Here is a 21,241-nt window from a genome sequence, read left to right on the forward strand (position 1 = left end):
GCGGGGAAGGCTGCGCTTTGTCGGTGTCAATAAAAAGGCCACCTTGGAGGTGGCCTTCGGTGTTTCTGGGTAATGATCAATCGCCGCGATATTCGCAGCCGCTGGTGCAGGTCTCGTGGATGCGTACGCGCGACAGCTCTGGTAGCAGTGGTTTGACCTGTTGCCAGATCCACTTGGCCAGCACTTCGCTGGTTGGGTTTTCCAGGCCGGGAATGTCGTTCAGGTAGTTGTGGTCGAGCTGCTCGTAGATCGGTTTGAAGATCGCCTTGATCTCGGAGAAGTCACGAATCCAGCCGGTATAGGGATCGACTTCACCTTCGATATAGATGGCAACTCGAAAGGAGTGACCATGCAGGCGGCCGCATTTGTGGCCTTCCGGTACGTGTGGCAGGCGATGAGCCGCCTCGAAGATGAATTCTTTGAACAATTCCACTGAACAGCGCTCGCGTAAATGATTTCGCCTGATTGGCGTTGAGCTGCGCAGTTTAACAGGTCTGCTCCAATTGCCGCCTAATCACGTCCGCTCTACAGGTTGGGCAGCCGCTCATATGCCTTGTATCAAAGCGGTTGCAGGCGTTCTGCCAGGTGGCTGCTTTCGACCAGCTCGAGAAATTCGTCACCGAGCCGCGAACTCTCGGCCATCGCCTGGCGCCAGTAGCGCTCGCGTCCTTCGTCATTGCCCAGATAGCGTTTGAAGTCGGTGCGGTCCGGCAGTTTGCCGTGCGGCAGACGCGCCAGGTATTCGCGTGATGGCGCGAGCAGCAGCACATCCTGCAGACGCGTGCGGTCGCCATGGCGCCAGGGCATGCTCTTGTCGAACCAGCCGGGTATCACACGATCGGTGAAGTGCGGATAGAGCACAATATCTTCGCCGCTGTAGGGCAGGTCGAGGTGATAGTCGAGCAGGCCGCCATCGCGATAGGCACCCGGCTCCAGGCCAGGAATCTCGCGAATCGCCTCCATCACCATGGGAATCGAGCCCGAAGCCAGCAGGGCGTGGCGCAGGTTCTCCGGGGTCAGCGCATGGAAGTGCGAGCGGAAGTCGCTAAGTTTCGCGAGCGGCGGCACCTGCCGCGCATCATGCAGAATCACCCGGTCGAAATGGCGGCCAAGGCGCTGGCGGGCCAGGAGGTTGTTGCCGATCACCGATGACAGGCCGAGGCTGAGTTTGCCGCGATGATCGTGTTGCAGCAGGCCATGGCTCTTCACCACGACGATGTGCAGGCGATAGTGCGGGTTGGCAATGATGGCGGCGTCCTGATCGGCGAGCAGCTCGCTGAGCATCTGCCGGCAACTGCCCGACACCTCGGCCATGCTCACACCCTTGGCGAAGCGCTGAGAGGTGTACAGCTCGCCCAGTCGTCGAATCCCGGCGGCGGGGTCCGGCAGGCAGGCGCTGGCAAAGCGCCAGGAGCCGATGGAAGCGCCGATCAGGGCGCGTTCGCGTGGCGCACGAGGTAGCCAGTCCCCAAAGAGTGCGAGATCCAGCCCCTGAATGCCGATGCCTTTGGGTCCGCCCGCCGCGCCAGGCAGGATGCCGACGTCCGCCGGGCTCAGGCCATTCTGGCGAATTCTCGCCAAGGCCCTGGGGCCGGCCTTGAGGGTTAGGGCAGGGTTTTTGATATGGATCGCGCTCATCGTGCCTCCTTTCGCAGCAGGCGATTATAGAGGGCTGAGTGCGCAGGCCAAGCCACTTCATGCGGTGAATGACGCGAGTGAATTCAGCTTGAATTAAGTGCCTTGGCCTAGAGTGGCAGTCACTGATTCACTGCTGGAGAAACCCATGAAACGATTGATCAGCCTCGCAACACTTGCCACCCTCGTCAGCGTCGCTACCATTGCCCAAGCGCGCGACCTTGGCCCGGACGAGGCCCTGCGTCTGCGTGATGCCGGGACCATCAAATCCTTCGAACAGCTCAATGAGGCGGCACTGGCCCAACACCCAGGTGCACGCATCGAAGAAACCGAGCTGGAAGACGAATACGGCCGCTATATCTATCAGATCGAGCTGCGCGATACCCAGGGCGTGCAGTGGGACCTGGAGCTGGATGCCAGCACCGGGGAAATGCTCAAGAACCACCAGGATGATTGATGAAGTTTCGACGTACCACCGCGCTATTGCTGGTACTGGCATGCGGTTTTGCCAGCGTACCAGGCGTTGCGCGCGACCTCGATCAGGATGAGGCTCTGCGCCTGCGGCGCGAGGGTGTCATCATGCCCTTCGAGCAACTGATGCAGCACATCGGCAATGCCTACCCCGGCTCCACGCTGCTTGAAGCGGAGCTGGAGGAAGAGGATGGCGTGCTGGTCTATGAAGTCGAGATTCTGACCACCTCGGGTGTGGTGCGCGAGCTCGAACTGGATGCCCGCAACGGCACTATTCTGAAGGATGAGGAAGACGACTGATGCGCCTGTTGCTGGTGGAAGACCATGTACCCCTGGCCGATGAACTGACCGCCAGCCTGACTCGCCAGGGCTATGCCGTGGACTGGCTGGCCGATGGTCGTGACGCGGCCTATCAGGGTGCCAGCGAGCCTTATGACCTGATCATTCTCGACCTCGGCCTGCCAGGCAAGCCGGGGTTGGAGGTGCTGCAGGAGTGGCGTGCTGGCGGACTGGCCACGCCGGTGCTGGTGCTGACTGCGCGAGGTTCCTGGGCCGAGCGCATCGAGGGGCTGAAGGCCGGTGCCGACGATTACCTGACCAAACCCTTCCACCCCGAGGAACTGGCCTTGCGTATCCAGGCGCTGTTGCGCCGCGCCCATGGCCTGGCCAACCAGCCGCAACTGGAGGCCGCCGGCCTGCAACTGGACGAGAGTCGCCAGTGCGTGACGGCAGGCAGCGAAGCCATCGACCTGACTGCCGCAGAGTTTCGCTTGCTGCGTTATTTCATGCTGCACCCGGGGCAGATCCTGTCCAAGAGTCATCTCGCCGACCACCTCTACGATGGCGAGACCGAGCGCGACTCCAACGTCATCGAAGTGCATGTCAATCGCCTGCGCGGCAAGCTCGGACGCAACGTGATCGAGACCCGCCGTGGGCAGGGTTACCGCTTTACCGGAGAGCAGGGTTGAGGTCCATTCAGCGTCGGCTCGGTATTGGCCTGGCCGCGACGCTGCTGCTGGTTGGGCTGGTTCTGGCGCAGGCCAGTCTCTGGGTCTTCGACCGCGGCCTGCGCGCTTATCTGGAAGAGGATTTGCGTGACGAAGCGCAAGGCCTGTTGGCCGCACTGGTGCGCGGGCCGGCTGGTTTGCAACTGGATGAGCGACGTCTCGATCCCTCGTTCCAGCGGCAATTCTCGGGGCATTATTTTCGTATCGATTTTTCCGACCGCAGCTGGCGTTCGCGCTCGCTGTGGGATCGTGAGCTGCTCAAACCCAATGGCATTGGCATGCAGGCCGAGCTGGGCGATGGCCCGCAAGGCCAGTTACTGCTGATCTATCGCGCCGACTACCGCCGCTATGGCGAGAACCTGTCGATCAGCGTGGCACAGGATTACCAGCCGGTACTGCAGAGCTTTCGTCGTATGCAGTGGGTGGGTTTGGGCCTGGGAGGTGCTGCGCTGCTGCTGATCCTTGTTGCCCAACGCTACACCGTTCGCGGTGCCCTGCGCCCACTGGAACAGGTGCGTCAGCAGATCGTTCAGTTGCAGCAGGGACGGCGTACGGGTCTGGATGCTGAGGTGCCCGAAGAGCTGGAGCCTCTGGTCGCGCAGATCAATCATTTGTTGGCGCATACCGAGGACACCCTCAAGCGCTCGCGCAATGCGTTGGGCAATCTTGGCCATGCGCTGAAAACGCCGCTGGCCGTGTTGATCAGCCTGGTCGGCCGCGAGGAGTTGGCAGCCCATCCGGCATTGCGCGCGACCATGCGCGAGCAGTTGGAGCAGATCGGGCAGCGTCTCAGTCGCGAGCTGGGGCGTGCGCGTCTGGCTGGCGAGGTGTTGCCGGGGGCGCGCTTCGATTGCGCGCAGGAGCTGCCGGGGCTGTTCGACACTTTGTCGATGATTCATGACCGCGGCCTGAGCCTGGATTGGCAGGCGCCGCCTGGCCTGGTCCTGCCGCGTGACCGTGAGGATCTGCTGGAGCTGCTCGGCAACCTGCTGGATAACGCCTGCAAATGGGCCGATCAGCGTGTGCAACTGACGGTGGAGGAGAGCGCCGAGGGCTATCGCCTATGTGTCGATGATGACGGCCCTGGTATCGATGCCGAACGCCGTGAGGCCGTGCTTGGGCGTGGTACCCGCCTGGACGAGCAGGTAGCAGGGCATGGCCTGGGCCTCGGCATCGTGCGCGATATCATCGAGGCCTGGCACGGTCGTATCGAGCTGCAGGACGGCCCGTTGGGCGGGTTGCGAGTGGTGGTCAGTCTGCCACGGCGTTGAACCTCAGGCTCACGCCGGTCTGGTGGGTTACGCGGCGCGGTAAGTTTGTTGGCGCGTGCAAACGCTGCGTTCAGCGCCGCTAACCCACACTACGGGCCGTGCAAGGCTCTCTATTACATGCCGTTGGCGAAGGCCGGGTTATCGAAGTTGATGGCAGCGCGGACCGGCTGCAGGGCGTGGCCGTAACGCACCAGTACATCGAGCGCGTAATCGACGCGGGCGCGGATGCGCTCATCGGCTTCGTCCACCGCCTGCGGACCGTTCAACACTTTCTCGACCTGACGCACGATCAGGTGCTCCGGCAGGTAGCACAGGCGGCAGTTCTTGTAGCTGGAGGCGCGCAGTTCGCTGATCGGGTAGGCGCCGCCAATACCGGAAGAAACGCCAACCAGCAGGCCTGGCTTGTGCGCCAGTTCGGCCTTGCTGGCGTAGATGAAGAAGTTCTTGATCGCCGGACAGGCCATGCCGTTCCACTCCGGCGCAATGATCACCACGGCATCGGCGGCCGTCAGTTGCTGCTGATACATGGACCAGGGGCCGGCGTCTTCAGCGGGCCACAGCGGCAGGGGCGCCAGGCCCAGATCGATGATGCTGCTGGTGTCCTGAGTGGTTTGACCCATCTCGATCAGGCGCTGACGCAGCACGCGAGCGACCTTTCCCGATTGGCTGTTGTTGCGGCTGGAGCCGGCGACCAAGGCGATATTGAGCATGCTGCTTCCCCGAAAAAAAGAACGCAGGCTAGGCGATTGCCTGCCTGTGCTGCAAGGGAAGCGCCGCCAGATCGAGGATGATTTGGCGTCATGCCCACTGATGCGCCGCCGGTATTTTGGTGCGCGCGGCGCACCCTACGACGTTACACGCGGAATTGATCCATCAGACTCTGCTGGTGATTGGCCAGGCGATTGAGGTTCTGGCTCACCTGCGCCGACTCGTCGGCCTGAGCGGTGATGGCCTCGGTGACGTCGCGGATCGAGGCGACATTGCGGTTGATCTCCTCGGCCACCGAACTCTGCTCCTCAGCGGCGCTGGCGATCTGCAGGTTCATGTCGGTAATGGTGCTGACCGCCTGGCTGATACGCTGCAGCGCGGCCACGGCTTGCTGCACCTGCTCGACGCTGCCCTGAGCCTGGCGATGGCTGCTGTGCATGGTGCTGACCACCTCGCGCGTGCCGTTCTGCAGGCCTTCGATTACCTGGCGGATTTCCTCGACCGAATCCTGGGTGCGTTTGGCCAGGTTGCGTACTTCGTCGGCGACCACGGCAAAGCCACGACCGGCTTCGCCCGCACGCGCGGCCTCGATGGCGGCGTTGAGGGCGAGCAGGTTGGTCTGCTCGGCAATCGAGCGAATCACTTCCAGTACCGAACCGATCTGCTCGCTGCTGCTGGCCAGGCCTTCGACCTCCTGCATGGCCACGTTCATTTCATTGGCCAGAAGATCGATGGTGCTGGTGGTGCGGTCGATCACTTGCAGGCCTTCGCGGCTGGCCTGGTCTGCATTGCGCGCGGCTTCTGCGGCCTGCGCGGCGTTGTGCGCGACATCCTGGGCGGTGGCGCTCATTTCCTGGAAGGCGGTCGCCACCTGGTCGACCTCGCGGTACTGCTGTTGCATGCCGGCGCTGGTCTGGCTGGCAATAGCCGCCGACTGGTCGGCCGTGCCACGGGCGTCGATCACGCTGCTTTTCACGTCGGCAATGATGGGTTGCAGCTTGTCGAGGAAGCGGTTGAACCAGCCGGCGAGTTCGCCCAGCTCGTCCTGTCGGGCGTATTGCAGACGGCGAGTCAGGTCGCCTTCGCCGCTGGCGATATCCTTGAGCATGGCGGCCACGCCGAGAATCGGCCGCGTTACGCCGCGTGCCGTCAGCCACATCAGCAACAGACCGGCGATCACCGCGACAAGCCCCATCACCAGCGCGACCAGGCTGTCACGGGTGCGGGTGGCATCGAGTTGTGCGCCCAGTTCGATGGCGCGCTCGAGCAGCACTTGCTGAGGCACTTCGAGCAGCACCGACCAGGGCTTTGCCTCGGGAATCGGTTTGAAAGGGCTGACTTCACGCAATATGTCGCCGTGCCATAACTCGGCGTCGCTGCCGGTCTTGATCAAGCTACGCAGTTCGCTGGCGTTTTCGGGAAAGGCACGCTCGACCGGCTGGCTCAGCAGGCTGCCGTCGCGACTGTGGCCTGCCAGCAAGGCGCCGGGGCTGAAGATGCTGATATGGCCCTGGCCGTCATACAGCTCGCGATTGGCCTCCTGGCTGATCTGCTGCAGGCTGGCCAGGCTGATATCCACGCCCATGACGCCGATGATCTTGCCATCGAGCTCCAGGGGAAAGGCGATGCTGGTCATCAGCGTCTTCTGCCCGCCGACGTCGTCGTAATAAGGTTCCAGCACGCAGGCCTGGCGGGTATCGCGGGGGCAGGTATACCAGGCGTTGTAGGCCACGCCGTTGTCACCTGGTGTGGTGTCGCCCAGCAATTGCTCGGTCATGGCCTCGGCTTCCAGTTGACCGATCGTGGGTTGCGCCCAGTAAAGCGCGAAGCGTCCAGCCTCATTGCTGCCCAGATCGGGCTGATCGGCGAACAGTTCGTCCTTGCCGTCCAGGGCGTTGGGTTCGAACACCAGGTACAGGCCGAGCAGGGCTGGATTGGCTTCCAGGCTGCTGCGCACCTGGCGGGTCAGGTCCTCACGCAGGTCGAAAGCATCGAGAAAGCGCTTCTCGGCCTGCTCGCGCAGAAACAGGATCTGCCGGGAAAACCCCTTGCCGTACTGGTAGGCGTCCATGAAGTAACGCTGGATGCGAATCGCCTGTAATTCACTGCGCGCCTTTAGGCGCAGTGTCGCGCTCTCTTCCAGCATGGCAGAGCTTGCGTCGCGCACCAGGCTGGCGCTGCGGCTGGACTGATACTGCGAGGCACCCACCAGCAAGGTGACGATGGCGAGCAGGCACAGGCCGGCGAGCAGGGTGATCTTCCACTGGATCGAAAGACGGCTGAACAGCATGGTGCGTTCCTTTCTACATGGGCTAACAGTGTTATCGGTGTGCGGCCCGTATTCTTGATCGATACGGTGTGCGGTCGGAATTATGCACGTTTCGGTTTAAATAATGAACGATCATGCGTTTTGACAGCGATGGCTCGCTTGCGGCAAAGTACGCGGCTTTTTGCGCCGTGAAGGTGGAGTGCTTTATGAACGCTGTAATCGCTGCGGTCGGCATCATGCTGGTCCTCAGTCTCTGTCGCGTACACGTGGTCGTGGCGCTGATCATTGGTGCGCTGGCCGGCGGGCTGTTGGGTGGGCTGGGCGTCGAGGGCACGCTGAAGGCGTTCAACCAGGGGCTCGGTGGCGGGGCGACAGTTGCCCTGTCTTACGCGCTGCTGGGCGCTTTCGCTGTGGCCATCGCCAAGTCGGGCCTGGCTCACGCCCTGGCGGACAGGGCATTGGCGCTGGTCGATAAGCAGCAGGAAGGCGCAGGGGGTACGCTGAAGTGGTTGCTGATCGGGCTGCTGCTGGCTGTTGCGATCTCCTCGCAGAACCTGCTGCCGATTCATATCGCCTTCATCCCGATGCTGGTACCGCCGCTGCTCTATGTATTGAGCAAGTTGCAACTGGACCGCCGCTTGATCGCCTGCGTGCTGACCTTCGGTCTGATCACGCCGTACATGTTCCTGCCAGTGGGTTTTGGCGGCATCTTCCTCAACGAGATCCTGCTGGCCAATGTCGCCAAGTCCGGTGTCGACGTCACCGGCATCAGCATCACCCAGGCCATGGCCATTCCGGCGCTGGGCATGCTCTTCGGTCTCCTCGTGGCAGTGCTGTTCAGCTATCGCGGCAAGCGCGTCTATGACCTGGAAAAGGTCTCGCAGGCCGAGCGTGTGGACGTGCAGTACAACCCGTTGAGCCTGCTGGTGGCAGGGCTGGCCATCGCCGCGGCGTTCGTCGTGCAGCTGTGGCTGGACTCGATGATCATCGGCGCGCTGGTCGGCTTCGTGATCTTCTCTGTGTCCGGCGTGGTGCGCTGGAAGGAGGCGGACGGCCTGTTTACCGAAGGCATGAAGATGATGGCCATGATCGGTTTCATCATGATCGCTGCGGCCGGTTTCGCCGAAGTGATGAAGACCACCGGTGAGGTCAAGACGCTGGTCGATAGCTCGGCGGCCCTGATCGGCCACGACAAGGCCGTTGGCGCGCTGTTGATGCTGCTGGTCGGGCTGCTGGTGACCATGGGCATCGGCTCTTCCTTCTCGACCATTCCGATCATCGCGGCGATTTTCGTGCCGCTGGGTGTGCAACTGGGTTTCAGCCCGCTGGCCATCGTCTGCATCGTCGGTACTGCCGGTGCTCTGGGCGACGCCGGTTCACCCGCCTCGGACTCGACGCTCGGGCCAACCTCGGGGTTGAACGCCGACGGTCAGCACAACCACATCTGGGACAGCGTCGTGCCCACCTTCCTGCACTACAACCTGCCGCTGCTGGCTTTCGGTTGGGCCGCCGCTATGCTGCTGTAAAGGCGTGAACAGACGCCGGATCAAGTGCTCGGCGCCTTGAGTCGCTTAATTCCTCCACGGGGCTGCCGATACATCGGTAGCCCCGTTTTTGCTTTCGCACACAAGGACAACAACAATGCGCCTGACATTGAAAGCCAAGGTAATCCTGCTTGCGCTGGTTCCCGTCATCCTTTTCGCGCTGGTGCTCAGCGGTACGGCGGCGAGGGTGTTGCAGAATCTGGCTGCTGACGAAGTGGCCGAGACGCGCGAGCGTCTGCTGCAGGAGAAACGCAGCGAGCTCGAGCATTACATCCAGATCGCACTGGGCTCGGTGAAGGGGCTCTACGATGGCGCCGCGCAAGGCGACATGGCCAGTCGCGAACAGGCCATCGGCATCCTCTCGAAGATCAAGTACGGTGCCGACGGCTACTTCTTCGGTCATGACTCCAACGTGGTGCGCCTGTTCCGTGGCGACAGCCCGGTGGATGTCGGCAAGAGCCTGGCCGACCGGCGCGACCCGAACGGTGTGTACATCAACCGTGAGCTGGTCAACGTGGCGAAGAACAACAGCTACTTCGTCAACTACTCCTCGCCGCTGCCGGGTAACGAATCGGTAATGGTGCCCAAGCTCGCCTACAGCTACTACCTGCCCAAATGGGACATGGCCCTTGGCACCGCGCTCAATCTCGACGGTATCGAGGCGCAGATCGCCGAAGTCCAGGCCGAGATCGACCGCCGCATCGGCACCATCATCACCAGCATCATGGTAGTGGCGGCGATCCTTCTGCTGGTGTTTGGCGTGATAGGTGTCTGGCTGAGCAACGCCTTCCTGCGTCCGCTACAGCAGATCAAGGCCAACCTCGACGATATCGCCGCAGGCGAGGGCGATCTGACCCGCCGTCTGCCCGTCACCAGCCAGGACGAGTTGGGCCAGTTGGCAGGTTCCTTCAACCGTTTTGTCGAGAAGGTGCATGGCCTGGTGCGGCAGATCGTCGAAATGACCGGGCAGCTCACCGAGCTGGTGGGCCAGGTTTCCGAGCAGGCGCAGCGCTCCGAGCAGGCCATGGGGCAGCAGCGCCATGAAACCGATCAGGTGGCCACGGCGATCAACGAAATGTCCGCCGCCGCCCACGAAGTCGCCAAGAGCGCGCAGAACGCTGCCGAAGCTGCGCAACAGACCGACCGCGAAGGGCAGGCAGCCAAAAGCGTGGTCGATGGCAGCATTCAGCGTATTCACTCGCTGGTCGAGGACATCCGCAGCAGCGGCGTATCGCTCGACAACCTGCAGCAGGACGTGCTGTCCATCGTCAGCGTGCTCGACGTGATCCGCTCCATCGCCGAGCAGACCAACCTGCTGGCGCTCAACGCCGCTATCGAAGCCGCGCGTGCCGGTGAGGCCGGGCGCGGTTTTGCCGTGGTCGCCGATGAGGTGCGTGCACTGGCCAGCCGCACCCAGCAAAGCACCCAGGAAATCCAGGGCATGATCGACCGCCTGCAGCAGGGTACGCAGCAGTCAGTGACCTCGATGCGCCGCTCCAGTGATGCCGGTGAGCTGACCAGCGAGCAGGCCAACAAGGCCGGCGAATCGCTCGACGCCATTGCTCAGCTGATTGCCACCATCAACGCGATGAACGCGCAGATCGCCAGCGCCGCCGAGGAGCAGACCGCAGTGGCCGAGGAGATCAATCGCAGTGTGCATCAGATCGCCGTCGCCGTGGACAGCGTCGCCGACGAAACCGAGCGTGGCGCACAGACTGCTCGCAGCCTGGCTGGCCTCGGTGATCGCCTCGGGGCATTGGTGCGTCAGTTCCGCATCTGAGTCAGAGCGGGAAGCTCCAGCGACTGAATGCGTCGCTGAGCAACTCGATCCAGGCGCGGACAGCCGGCGACATACCGCGCCTGTGGCTGTAGGCCAACTGGACATAGCCCTCTGGCACCGTCCAGTGCGGCAACAATGACACCAGGCGGCCATCGGCCAATTCCTCGTGGCAGTAGGTGGTGGGCAGCAGCGTGATGCCCACCCCGGCCAGTGCCGCCGACTTGCGCATGGGAAAGTCGTCGACGGCCAGGCGCGCTTCCAGGGCGATCTCGCGAGCCTCCTGCGTCGTATTGTGATGAAAGCGCAGATGAATGCGCCGGTCGGCTCCGATGGCGCCCAGCGCGGGCAACTGCTGCAGATCTTCGGGCTGCTCCAGGCGCAGCCCGGCGATCAGATCCGGGCGCGCCACTACCAGCGCGCGCGCCGGTAGCAGCCGGCGAGTGATCAGGCCCGGTTCTTCGTCATCGGCGTTGCGCACGCGCAGGGCGACGTCCACTGCCTCGTTGAGCAGATCGATACGGCGGCTGGTCTGCACGACCTCCAGTTGCACCCGGGGATAGCGCGTCAGAAAATCATTGATCACGTCGGGCAATAGGGCCACGCCCGGTGGGGTGGAAAAGCGCACCCGACCACGCGGCTCGCTGGTCAGGTTGGTCACGGTTTCCTCGGCCTGTTCGGCCTCCAGCAACATCGCCTGGCAATGGCGCAGGTAGCGCTCGCCGATATCGGTCAGCGCCAGCTTGCGTGTCGAGCGTTGCAGCAAACGCGCGCCCAGGCGCTGCTCCAGCTCGGCGATGCGCCGCGACAGGCGCGACTTGGGAATGCCCAGTGCGCGCCCGGCAGCGGCGAAACCACCGGCTTCCACTACCTTGGCAAAGTAGAACAGATCATTGAGGTCATGCATGTCATCGTCCTATCAATGGGACGAACTATCGCATTTTTGCTGTCTTATCGGCTATTGGTTCCATCTGTAGCCTCCCCGCAATTGCGTCACCACGTCGCATAGCACTCTGGAGAGCACCCATGAAACTACTGCACCTCGATTCCAGCATCCTCGGCGATGCTTCCGCTTCCCGTCAGCTCAGCCGTTCTGTGGTCGAGGCCTGGAGCGCTGTCGCTGCAGATGCTCAGGTGACTTACCGCGACCTGGCCAGCGATGCGCTGAGCCACTTTTCCGCTGCCACCCTGGTCGCCGCCGGCACCCCGGCCGAGCTGCGTGACGCCGCGCAGAAGCACGAGGCCGAGCTGGCCGAACGCACCCTCGAAGAGTTTCTTGCTGCCGATGCCATCGTCATTGGTGCGCCGATGTACAACTTCGCCATTCCCAGCCAACTCAAGGCCTGGATCGACCGCATCGCCGTCGCCGGCAAGAGCTTCAAGTACACCGAGAACGGCCCGGTAGGGCTGGCTGGCGGCAAGACCGTGGTGATCGCCTCCAGCGCCGGTGGCATTCATGCCGGCCAGCCGTCTGGCCAGGCGCATGAGGACTATCTGGTGCGCATGCTGAACTTCGTCGGCATCGACGACATCGAGATCGTTCGTGCCGAAGGCCTGGCCTACGGCGAAGAGCCGCGCGCCGAAGCCATGAAGGGTGCAGCGCAGCGTATTTCCGAGCTGTTCGCTACTGCCTGAGCAGAGCGCTGAAACAACAAAGCCCGCGAAAGCGGGCTTTGTCATTTCTGCAGCAGGCGTCAGACGATGATGCCCTGGCTGCGCAGGTAGTCGTCGTAGGTGCCGGAAAAGTCGGTCACGCCGTTGTCCGACAGCTCGATGATGCGCGTGGCCAGGGAGCCAACGAACTCGCGGTCATGGCTGACGAAGATCAGCGTGCCCGGGTAGTTCTCCAGCGCCAGGTTGAGCGCCTCGATCGACTCCATGTCCAGGTGGTTGGTCGGTTCGTCCATCACCAGCACGTTGGGCTTCTGCAGGATCAGCTTGCCGAACAGCATGCGGCCTTGCTCACCACCGGAGATGACCTTCACCGACTTGAGGATCTCGTCGTTGGAGAACAGCATGCGCCCGAGGGTGCCGCGGATCACCTGCTCACCGGTCGTCCACTGGCCCATCCAGTCGAACAGGGTCACGTCATCTTCGAAATCGTGGGCGTGATCCTGGGCGTAGTAGCCAACCTCGGCGCTCTCGGTCCACTTCACCGAACCGGCATCCGGCTCCATTTCGCCGACCAGGGTGCGCAGCAGGGTGGTCTTGCCGATACCGTTGGGGCCGATGATCGCCACGCGCTCGCCGGCTTCGACGGTGAAGCTGAAGTTCTTGAACAGTACCTTGTCGTCGAAGGCCTTGGACACCTTCTCGATGGTCACGGCCTGGCGGTGCAGTTTCTTGGTCTGCTCGAAGCGAATGAACGGGCTGACGCGGCTCGACGGCTTGACCTCTGCCAGCTGGATCTTGTCGATCTGCTTGGCGCGGCTGGTGGCCTGTTTGGCTTTCGAGGCGTTGGCCGAGAAGCGGCTGACGAAGCTCTGCAGCTCGGAAATCTGCGCTTTCTTCTTGGCGTTGTCGGCCAGCAGCTGCTCGCGTGACTGGGTCGCGGCGGTCATGTACTCGTCGTAGTTGCCCGGGAACAGGCGCAGCTCGCCGTAATCCAGGTCAGCCATGTGGGTACAGACCGAGTTGAGGAAGTGACGGTCGTGGGAAATGATGATCATGGTGCTGTTGCGCGCCGTGAGGATCGTTTCCAGCCAGCGGATGGTGTTGATGTCCAGGTGGTTGGTCGGCTCGTCGAGCAGCAGCACGTCCGGGTCCGAGAACAGCGCCTGGGCCAGCAGCACGCGCAGCTTCCAGCCGGGGGCGACTTCGCTCATCGGGCCGAAATGCTGCTCGAGCGGAATGCCCAGGCCCAGCAGCAGCTCGCCCGCGCGGGACTCGGCGGTGTAGCCGTCCATCTCGGCGAACTCACCTTCGAGCTCGCCGACCTTCATACCGTCTTCTTCGCTCATTTCCGGCAGCGAATAGATGCGGTCGCGTTCGGCCTTGACCTTCCACAGCTCCTCGTGACCCATGATCACGGTGTCGATCACGTTGAATTCTTCATAGGCGAACTGATCCTGGCGCAGCTTGCCCAGGCGCACGTTCGGCTCGAGCATCACCTGGCCGCCGGAGGGCTCGAGGTCGCCGCCAAGAATTTTCATGAAGGTCGACTTGCCGCAGCCGTTGGCGCCGATCAGGCCGTAGCGGTTGCCGTTGTTGAACTTGACGGAAACGTTCTCGAACAGCGGCTTGGCGCCGAACTGCATGGTGATGTTAGCGGTGGAAATCAAAGGACTTACCTATCAGTAACTTGAGGTGCGCTGTTTAAAGGGTGATACCGCTTTCGAGCCTTTCAGCCCGGCCCGAACCGAGGAAGACGAACCTGCGCATATGGGTGAACGCTACGCCCCTGCCGGCAGACGAGCCGATAGGCTGGTGAGGCATGGGGGGAGTGTCGGGCATCGTGGCGCCGGGGCCTGGTGCTGCTCAGGGCGACGTCGAAGCGCGCAATGGTATCACTTGGCACATGTAACTTCAGCCATCGCGGAGATTGACGGCAGGGTATTACATGCCGGGACGCCAAATAAGCAGACGACGCAAGGGGAGGGGGCGCCGCGCGCACCTCCGAGTGGCTGCCGCCTGTGCGAGGCGCCTCGCCGGTTGGCTACAGCCTGAACTCGGTGCGCCCGGCCCCGTGCTCGCCGCCCAGCGGCGAGCACAAACGCTGGTGAATGCGGCTGAGAAAGCCCGTCTCGAAGGCATGGCGCTGCGCACCTGGCGGATAGAGCTGGCGCTCCAGCAACAGATTGGCCCACAGCCAGCCGCTGTTGGCGTCGTCCAGCCAGGCCTGCGCAGTCTGCACGCCGTGACCGAAGCTCGTCTGGCAATCGGTGTTCCAGCCGAACTCGGCGGGCGGTTGTCCGTCATGGCCGGGCAGGTGGGTGAAGTGTCGTTGCAGCTCATTCATGCTCGGCCCTCCAGGCTGCCTGGGCGATGGCCCGGCGGTAGAGCACGATCAACTCGCTCAGCAGCGCGCTGGTGGCGTTCGCCAGTTCCGGTTCCGGCAAGCCCCGCAACAGCATCGCCAGCAAGGCCGCGCGATATTCGGCGGCTGCCTGCAAGGGGTATTCGTTCGCGACAAAGCTGTGCAACGGATTGCGTGGCGAAGGGAAGTGAATGACGACGGATTCAGATGTGGACATGCGGCACCTCCACAACGGAAGTCGACACGGCAGCTAGCAGCCCAGGGCGGCGCCCTTGGGTAAAAGGGGGATAGTGCATTTTCCTTATGCTCCTCGAACGATTTAAGGAGCCGCCATCCAGCCTTCCTACGGGCGTGGGTGGCGGACCGTGCAAGGGTAGGAATACCGGCGTCCGAGGGAACCGGCCAGGCCGAAGCCTGCCTCACACGGCCCGCCATAAATGCACGAGAAAACAACAGGCACAAAAAAAGCGCCTGCTCTCGACTATGGCGCTACCGCGCCCGGACAGAACGGGTTCCTACACCCGGTCACGGGATTGACCGTGACGGAGCGGACTGTAGCGCGGGGTGAGGGAGAGGGCAAGGTGTGGAGTGGCTGCTGTCGGCCAGAAGCGGTCCTTGGTTACCAGCGCGAGGGCAAGCTCCTGATCTATTACAAGTGCCTTGGCCAAGCGGCGGGGCATTGAGGCCCGGCGCTATTTCCAGCGTTCGAACTCCTTGTCGCGGTGATGTTTCAGGTAACGCTGCTGGGCAGGCGTGGGTGGCTTGCAAAGGCCCATGGGCAAACCCAGGGCTTTTTGCTGTTGCCGGGTGAGATCCGCGCTGACGCGCATGTCACCGTTATCCTCGAAGGTGATCAGGCCCGCGTCGAACAGGGCGTCCAGGTTGGCGCACAGCAACAGGCCGTTGTTCGGATCCAGGCGTTCATTAGCCTTCGACCTGGCCCACGGCTTGATATGGGAAGCCCTGAGCACGCTCGGGCAATCTAAGCGGGTGACGGCGCAGGCGCGATCCCATGATTGGTGAAGGCTTTGGCGAAACTGGCCCTGGCCGCGCCGGGCCAGGGACTGCGCCAGGACCTCGGTGACAAGCGCGTCCTTCCCTTCGATCTCGTCGCTGAAGGCGGGTGTCGACGGCGCTGTCTGGATGGCATCGACGATAAGGGACCATCGTTCGTTGCGCATGGCCTGTGGGACTGCATCCATGAACAGTTGCGCGGTACCCCGATCCAGCGTCGTATGGCTGATGTACATGCCCAGCAGGCGTTTTTTGCCGGTGATCCTTTTCGGGTCCAGGGTCACTGGCTCATCCAGCCACAGGAAGTACTCCTCGGGACAGATCCAGGTCGGTATCCAGTGGAGGTTGCGTTTCCATAGCTTGTTGAAGTCCCGCTTCGAGTGCTTGAATTGCTCTCGCACCCGGGGCACTGCCCAGGCTTCGGCGCAGAGATCGTCAAGCCCAAGCGCCTTGACGATAGCCTCCCGCCCGGGCCTTGAGCTCATCAGGGACACGGCGTTGGCTGCGACTCCGACCAGTTGCTGAACACCATCATGGGAGGCGGTCATGAAGATGAAGTTCTGCCCGAAGTTGCTGTCCACTGGAGCATTGCCAACCTCCTCCGTATGAAATGCTCGGTAGCCCTTCTTGCGATCGAGCAACCTCAAGCGGGGCGAGTTGTTCCATTCCTCGTGGCCGAACCCATAGTCCTTGGGAAACCCGCTGGTGGCCCACACACCAGAGGGTTGCTCGTAATTTCGGGTATTCCAGAACACCGGTTTTTGCAAGAACAGCGCCACGACAAGGCTCCCTGGTTCGTCGATCCCGAATCATGGCATGGTGCCACTTGCCCCTGCATCCCCATGTGAGTGCAAACCCCATTCCCTGACCTGCCACAACCTTCTCGCGTGGTCTGTCCTGGACTGAGTGGACACTGACTTAAGTGGATAATGCTCACCGTAAGGAGCATGTCGCAGGCGTCCGCAACCGGCCTATCGTCAGGGCTGCTGAGGATCAACAAGCCCCCCCCTCCAGAGGTTGATTTGCGGAGGCTCTAACGGTAAATTCACCTTTCCGTGGCTGGATGTGGGTCAGCCTTGATAAGAGGTGATGGGGTTCAATTCCCCTGCGGCCGGAGTCTTCGAGACTGATATTTCATATCAGGTCGTAGCGCGATAAGCTGAATAAGCAGTTCATCATTAATCGCAATGTGATTAAGCGTGGCGGCTCTGCTAAGCTCATGCACATCAATATCAAGAGCTGATTTGAAGCTGCAATTATCTAAATTCGCCCCCTCAAATTTTACGCCCTGTAAGCTTACCCCATCAAATACAGTGCTCTGCATGTCACAGCGTGTAAACTCTGCGCTCTCTATCCGAACATTTCTAAATACAACTTGCCTTAATCTAGCTCCCTCAAATTTACAGCGATAGAGGCTACCACCCTCAAAGGTTGTGTTTTTTATTTTACACTGAACAAAGTTACTCGATCGTGCGTCAACTCCTGTAAATATTGACGCCTCAAGTTTTCCTCCATTTATCTTGAGCCCAATCAAATTCCAACCGACTATGTTGATTTCTGTCAAAGTGCGGCCTGATAGATGTAGGTAGCGAGCATCAAGCCCTGCCTCGTTAGCCTCGATAAGTGTTTTTAGGGCACCAATTTTTTTTAGATGAGCCTCAGGGAAGTCTAAACGCGCATAATTCTTTAGATCCTCTCTGCACTGGTCTAGGTTTTTCTTTTTATCTCGTCTCCCATCTAGCCAAAGCAAAAGGATACCTACCACCGCTAGTTCAACAACCATTCCATGCATTTCAACCAGCACATTCTCCCAAAACCCTCGGTCATATAAGCCAAGAGTGGTTGCTGGAAGTACATTTCCGCTAACCCAACCCCAGCCAGCAGTTATAGAGAACACAAAAATAACTACAAGAATAAATATAAGTGCTGCTGTTTTTATTGGATTATCTAACACGCCTAGTGCGCGCATCCCTTTTCGGCTGGAAGACACATTAAATTCCTTGTTTCTATTTGCTGCTAAAGAAAAAATATTTTGTCTTTGGGAGACTGGCTCCCTTGGTTTTATATTCCAGTTCTGACGTGCGTTTCCTACGACAGAGCTCAATAAACAAAAACTGAGATCGGTGATCTTTACGGATGAATGTTATTTAATGGCAAGAGCCTTATCAAGGCTAAGCGCCTGCTTCGGATCGAAAACAGTCGTAGTCGAACGGCTGCTTCTGGCCGATTCTGTTGAAAAAGTAGGTTCAGTGGCAACCAGTCAGTCAGGTGTACCTGCTGTCGAAGTGGCTGCAAGCCACTTCAAGTTTCCTTTCGGTGTTTCACTGAGCGTCCTTACTCAGGTTTGAGGGTTAATTCGAGGGTTTCTGCTCGCCGCAGGCGTACCTATCCCGTGAGCGGTGGCCCGTGAGGCAGGAGCTTGGCCATACGTCTCAGGTTTTGGACGGTCGCGGCCAAAGTGAATTCGTCAGTCGCGCCGGTCAGGCCACGCAGTCGTAAGCGGTCGAGTTTCATGATCCGTTTGAGGTGGGCGAACAGCATCTCCACCTTCTTTCGTTCGCAGCGAGAGATGAGGTATTCCAGTGTCTTGGCGATGCGTCGAGCCACGTCGCGGGCAGCTTCATGGATGCTGCGGACGATCTTCCGATTCGGTGTATTGGGGCAGCACTTCGCTTTTAGCGGACAGGTAGCGCAGCCGGTTTGGCTGGAGCGGTAGATAATGGTGTTGGCCTTGGTCACCCGCGATCTTTTCTGGATGAAGGCGCGCCATTCACTGCGTAGCGGTTTGCCGGTTGGGCAGTGGTATTCATTGGCCTCCGGATTCCAGTGGAAGTCGTTACTGGAGAGGCTGTCGTCCTTGCGCTCGGTCTTGTCCCAGACTGGGACATGCGGGTCGATGTTCTTTTCGACCATCCAGGCCAGCATCGGGGCAGTGCCATAGGCGGTATCACCGATGAGTCGCTCAGGCGTGAGGTCGAACTGCGCTTCGACGCGCTCGACCATCGTTTTGGTCGAATCAACTTCGGCGGTACGGTGCGCCGGGGTCGCGTCTACATCCATAATCACGCCGTGCTCAGTGTCGATCAGGTAGTCCGTAGAGTAAGCAAGGTAGGCCGGGCCGCCTGGCGCTGCTGTCCAACGGGACTGCGGATCGGTGAGCGAAACTTTCTTGGGAAGAGCTTCAGCCAGGGCCTCTTCATCAAGGGCTTCGAGGTACTCGCGCACGGCGCGGCTGCTGAGCGCAGGTTCACGCCAATCGACTTCATCTCCCGCCACTCCACGTTGCCGGCGGGCATCCGCCTTGATGATGCTGGCGTCAACGGCGAAACCTTCACCCTTGACCAGGCCGGCCACCATGCAGCGCCGCAGCACCTCATTGAACAACCAGCGGAACAGGCCACTGTCGCGAAAACGGCCATGGCGATTCTTCGAAAAGGTCGAGTGATTGGGTACTTGGTCTTCCAGACCCAGCCGAATGCCTTCGGGCTATCATGCCTGCGCACGCTCGTGCCTTGCGGCTGCCCAGAGCTCAGTCGCAACTGCTGGCCCCACGCCAAGGAGAGAGAATTCATGACCTGCATTCTGGTCGCGCATTTAGGTGATGAGGTCATCATCGCGGCTGACAAACGTGTCACTCAGATCACCGAGCACGGCGCAAGAATCCCTTGCGGTGACAACGAAGAGAAGATCGTCAGAACAGAGGTTGGCATCATCACGGGCGCCGGCTCCCTGGCGATGCTTGATCCTGTCAAATCGCTTGTCAGAGACCATGGCTTCGGCAGTCCTGATGAGGTATTGGAGCTGATCCTGCAAGCCCGCGCCTCATTTGCACAGGTTCATGCTGATAGCCCTCGCCTAGCAGCCGATCTCGCCGAGACGTCATGGATGTTCACATACCCCACTCTGGTGAATGATCAACCTGTTACTCGTTTCGTCTACTTCCACCAGCACCACAGCGCCGAATCCCTATGTCGCCTAACCGAGGGTAGAGTGATGTGCTTCCCAGGTGGTTTCTCTCTGGCGCAAGCTCAGGCGTTGCAGGCCAGGCTCCAGGCTGTGGTTACTGAAGCTCTTGAGTCCTTACCAGCCAATCAAGTCAAGCAGTCCGTCGTGTCGTTCATGCTCACCCTGATGAGTGAGACCGCTGCAATTAGTGGAACTGTTTCGAGCACCTGTGATGTTGCGCTTGTAAACGGCAGGGATGTAGATATTGCCTCAGGCGTGTCGGCGGGTGATGAAATTCTGGAATTCATTCCGATGCCCCGCTTAGCAGCTCAGTGAACGGCGCTGTGAGAGTAGCTGAATACCTTGCAGCAAGCACACGTCTACAAACGCGTCACTATGAACCAATCGAAGGAAAAGTTTGTTGGAAAAGCTCACCAACCTTGGAATATATGAAGAACTTTTTAAAGCAGAAAAAATGCCTACCAAGTGCCTGCTTTGCAAAACAGGAGAACTAGACGAGCTCGGCCATATCATCCCCAAATTTGTAATGCGCTGGCTAAAGCGAGCGAGCAAGCTTAATAGTTTCTACTTCAACAATGATCGTGAAAAAATGGTGGCCGACACACCAGCCTTTAAGATGATGTGCAAAACTTGCGAGGATAAATTCTCAACTTTCGAAAAATACTTTACCGACGAGATCTTCAAGAAATATTATCGAGGCAAAACGCCAAGCCCAATCGATGACGAAGTGTACAATTTCGCCATCTCAATCGCATGGCGATTAATCGCGTCTACAGAGCGCCTAAAAGACACACAACCAAAAGAGAATACATTTGAAGCAATCTACTCTCTTTCAGAATCAATGATGCGAGACTATCTCAACAATGAAACTGAGAAGTGCCATCACTCAGTATACGCGCTACCTATTGATAAACTAACCAAGAATATTTCGAAAAATCTAATAGACGACAACGCCCTTAAATACACAATTAGACAGGGCTTGAAAGCCCACCTCATCGCTGATGAGAGAAGAGGTATAGCCCTATCTTTTATCCACCTCCCCATTATCCACTTTAAGATCGGCTGCTACTACTTTTTTATTCTCCAGGACAACTACTTCGCAGGAGCCGACTTTGAAATCTCCTCAACCAAAGCGTCCAAGTCCAAGGAACTCTATGTCCTTGACTACACACCTGATTTGCTAGGCTTCATGGAGTGGCTGATGGACGGCCACTTTTTCGAAGTCAATACCAAAGATATACCGCTTAAAAGCTACACACATAGGGATGCTCCTACCCTATGGAATCTGGTGTTTGGTAGCAATAAAGCCCAGAGTGATCCTGTATAAGATGGTCATGCATCTGAGATATTACGTGGCTATTCCCTTTGATCGCAGAAGGACTGAAGTTGGCACCTACAGCTAGCCGAAGCGACGAACGTCGCGAAAAAGCCGTCACCTGAGGCGCCCGTCCGTGTGGGCATTCATCCCGGCGCCTCCGGATCCTTGAATCGCCCCCAGTTTCCCAGAGATCTTCAAGCCTCAATATGGTCTCCCGATGACTGTGAGATCGTCCTCTTTTTGCCTGCTCTTGACTACTGCGAAGGGCTGCTTCTGGCCGGTAGC

Annotated in this window: 18 protein-coding genes and 4 pseudogenes; 10 read left to right on the top strand and 12 right to left on the bottom strand. The window is 60.0% G+C overall.

All coding sequences use genetic code 11. The annotated features are described in order from the left end of the window. Window positions 1–76: 76 nt before the first annotated feature. Entirely contained in the window at window positions 77–433 is a 357-nt protein-coding gene (gene queD, locus H3221_RS14920) for a 6-carboxytetrahydropterin synthase QueD (RefSeq protein ID WP_003461315.1), read from the bottom strand. Between the two features lie 125 nt (window positions 434–558). Then, entirely contained in the window at window positions 559–1,638 is a 1,080-nt protein-coding gene (locus H3221_RS14925; RefSeq protein ID WP_196477176.1) for a patatin-like phospholipase family protein, read from the bottom strand. Between the two features lie 145 nt (window positions 1,639–1,783). On the opposite strand from H3221_RS14925, the gene H3221_RS14930 reads away from it, so the two are divergent. The 4 genes from H3221_RS14930 to H3221_RS14945 are packed head-to-tail and all read left to right on the top strand — an operon-like array spanning window position 1,784 to window position 4,384. Further along, complete coding sequence (locus H3221_RS14930) at window positions 1,784–2,092, top strand: PepSY domain-containing protein (protein ID WP_196477177.1); 309 nt, start codon at window positions 1,784–1,786, stop codon at window positions 2,090–2,092. Continuing rightward, window positions 2,092–2,406: a PepSY domain-containing protein gene (locus H3221_RS14935; RefSeq protein ID WP_074941072.1), complete on the top strand. Its 315-nt coding sequence runs from the start codon at window positions 2,092–2,094 to the stop codon at window positions 2,404–2,406. The genes H3221_RS14930 and H3221_RS14935 overlap by 1 nt, the downstream gene beginning before the upstream one ends. Further along, complete coding sequence (locus H3221_RS14940; protein ID WP_196477178.1) at window positions 2,406–3,074, top strand: response regulator transcription factor; 669 nt, start codon at window positions 2,406–2,408, stop codon at window positions 3,072–3,074. Before H3221_RS14935 ends, H3221_RS14940 begins: the two co-directional genes overlap by 1 nt. Beyond that, on the top strand, window positions 3,071–4,384 hold the full coding sequence (locus H3221_RS14945) for a sensor histidine kinase (RefSeq protein WP_196477179.1): 1,314 nt from the start codon (window positions 3,071–3,073) through the stop codon (window positions 4,382–4,384). Before H3221_RS14940 ends, H3221_RS14945 begins: the two co-directional genes overlap by 4 nt. A 113-nt stretch (window positions 4,385–4,497) precedes the next feature. Here H3221_RS14945 and H3221_RS14950 read toward each other — a convergent pair whose 3' ends face one another. The 3 genes and pseudogenes from H3221_RS14950 to H3221_RS25840 form a co-directional block, all read right to left on the bottom strand. Continuing rightward, window positions 4,498–5,094 (bottom strand): NADPH-dependent FMN reductase, encoded by a 597-nt coding sequence (locus H3221_RS14950; protein WP_196477180.1) that lies wholly within the window; start codon window positions 5,092–5,094, stop codon window positions 4,498–4,500. Between the two features lie 143 nt (window positions 5,095–5,237). Beyond that, window positions 5,238–5,993, bottom strand: a complete 756-nt coding sequence (locus tag H3221_RS25835) for a methyl-accepting chemotaxis protein (RefSeq protein WP_370605273.1) — start codon at window positions 5,991–5,993, stop codon at window positions 5,238–5,240. Between the two features lie 102 nt (window positions 5,994–6,095). Further along, window positions 6,096–7,382: pseudogene (locus tag H3221_RS25840) on the bottom strand (PDC sensor domain-containing protein); the annotation flags it as partial. 185 nt (window positions 7,383–7,567) lie between these two features. Here H3221_RS25840 and H3221_RS14960 point away from each other — a divergent pair. From H3221_RS14960 to H3221_RS25850, 3 genes and pseudogenes are all read left to right on the top strand, one after another. Beyond that, window positions 7,568–8,887: a Na+/H+ antiporter family protein gene (locus tag H3221_RS14960; protein ID WP_196477182.1), complete on the top strand. Its 1,320-nt coding sequence runs from the start codon at window positions 7,568–7,570 to the stop codon at window positions 8,885–8,887. Between the two features lie 115 nt (window positions 8,888–9,002). Beyond that, window positions 9,003–9,527: pseudogene (locus H3221_RS25845) on the top strand (cache domain-containing protein); the annotation flags it as partial. A gap of 159 nt (window positions 9,528–9,686) precedes the next feature. Beyond that, window positions 9,687–10,685: pseudogene (locus tag H3221_RS25850) on the top strand (methyl-accepting chemotaxis protein); the annotation flags it as partial. A 1-nt stretch (window position 10,686) separates the two neighbouring features. Here the strand turns inward: H3221_RS25850 and H3221_RS14970 are convergent. Then, on the bottom strand, window positions 10,687–11,589 hold the full coding sequence (locus H3221_RS14970; protein WP_196477184.1) for a LysR substrate-binding domain-containing protein: 903 nt from the start codon (window positions 11,587–11,589) through the stop codon (window positions 10,687–10,689). A gap of 119 nt (window positions 11,590–11,708) precedes the next feature. On the opposite strand from H3221_RS14970, the gene H3221_RS14975 reads away from it, so the two are divergent. Continuing rightward, window positions 11,709–12,317 (top strand): FMN-dependent NADH-azoreductase, encoded by a 609-nt coding sequence (locus H3221_RS14975; RefSeq protein ID WP_196477185.1) that lies wholly within the window; start codon window positions 11,709–11,711, stop codon window positions 12,315–12,317. Window positions 12,318–12,376: 59 nt separating this feature from the next. Here H3221_RS14975 and H3221_RS14980 read toward each other — a convergent pair whose 3' ends face one another. From H3221_RS14980 to H3221_RS15005, 6 genes and pseudogenes are all read right to left on the bottom strand, one after another. Continuing rightward, complete coding sequence (locus H3221_RS14980) at window positions 12,377–13,963, bottom strand: ABC-F family ATPase (RefSeq protein WP_106732466.1); 1,587 nt, start codon at window positions 13,961–13,963, stop codon at window positions 12,377–12,379. A gap of 374 nt (window positions 13,964–14,337) precedes the next feature. Further along, on the bottom strand, window positions 14,338–14,640 hold the full coding sequence (locus tag H3221_RS14985) for a LasR-specific antiactivator QslA (protein WP_224490622.1): 303 nt from the start codon (window positions 14,638–14,640) through the stop codon (window positions 14,338–14,340). Further along, entirely contained in the window at window positions 14,633–14,875 is a 243-nt protein-coding gene (locus H3221_RS14990; RefSeq protein WP_196477241.1) for a hypothetical protein, read from the bottom strand. Before H3221_RS14990 ends, H3221_RS14985 begins: the two co-directional genes overlap by 8 nt. A gap of 475 nt (window positions 14,876–15,350) precedes the next feature. Then, the gene (locus tag H3221_RS14995; protein ID WP_196477120.1) at window positions 15,351–16,451 is read right to left on the bottom strand and encodes an HNH endonuclease; all 1,101 of its coding nucleotides are present in this window, start codon (window positions 16,449–16,451) and stop codon (window positions 15,351–15,353) included. Between the two features lie 317 nt (window positions 16,452–16,768). Continuing rightward, complete coding sequence (locus tag H3221_RS15000) at window positions 16,769–17,662, bottom strand: pentapeptide repeat-containing protein (protein ID WP_196477121.1); 894 nt, start codon at window positions 17,660–17,662, stop codon at window positions 16,769–16,771. 395 nt (window positions 17,663–18,057) lie between these two features. Beyond that, window positions 18,058–19,146, bottom strand: a pseudogene (locus tag H3221_RS15005) (transposase); the annotation flags it as partial. A 96-nt stretch (window positions 19,147–19,242) separates the two neighbouring features. Here H3221_RS15005 and H3221_RS15010 point away from each other — a divergent pair. Both H3221_RS15010 and H3221_RS15015 read left to right on the top strand, forming a co-directional pair. Then, the gene (locus H3221_RS15010; protein WP_196477122.1) at window positions 19,243–19,953 is read left to right on the top strand and encodes a hypothetical protein; all 711 of its coding nucleotides are present in this window, start codon (window positions 19,243–19,245) and stop codon (window positions 19,951–19,953) included. Window positions 19,954–20,038: 85 nt separating this feature from the next. Then, complete coding sequence (locus H3221_RS15015) at window positions 20,039–20,965, top strand: hypothetical protein (protein WP_196477123.1); 927 nt, start codon at window positions 20,039–20,041, stop codon at window positions 20,963–20,965. Window positions 20,966–21,241 lie beyond the last annotated feature (276 nt).

Origin of the sequence: Pseudomonas chaetocerotis, assembly GCF_015712105.2 — a bacterium.
Classification (GTDB): Bacteria; Pseudomonadota; Gammaproteobacteria; order Pseudomonadales; family Pseudomonadaceae; genus Aquipseudomonas; species Aquipseudomonas chaetocerotis.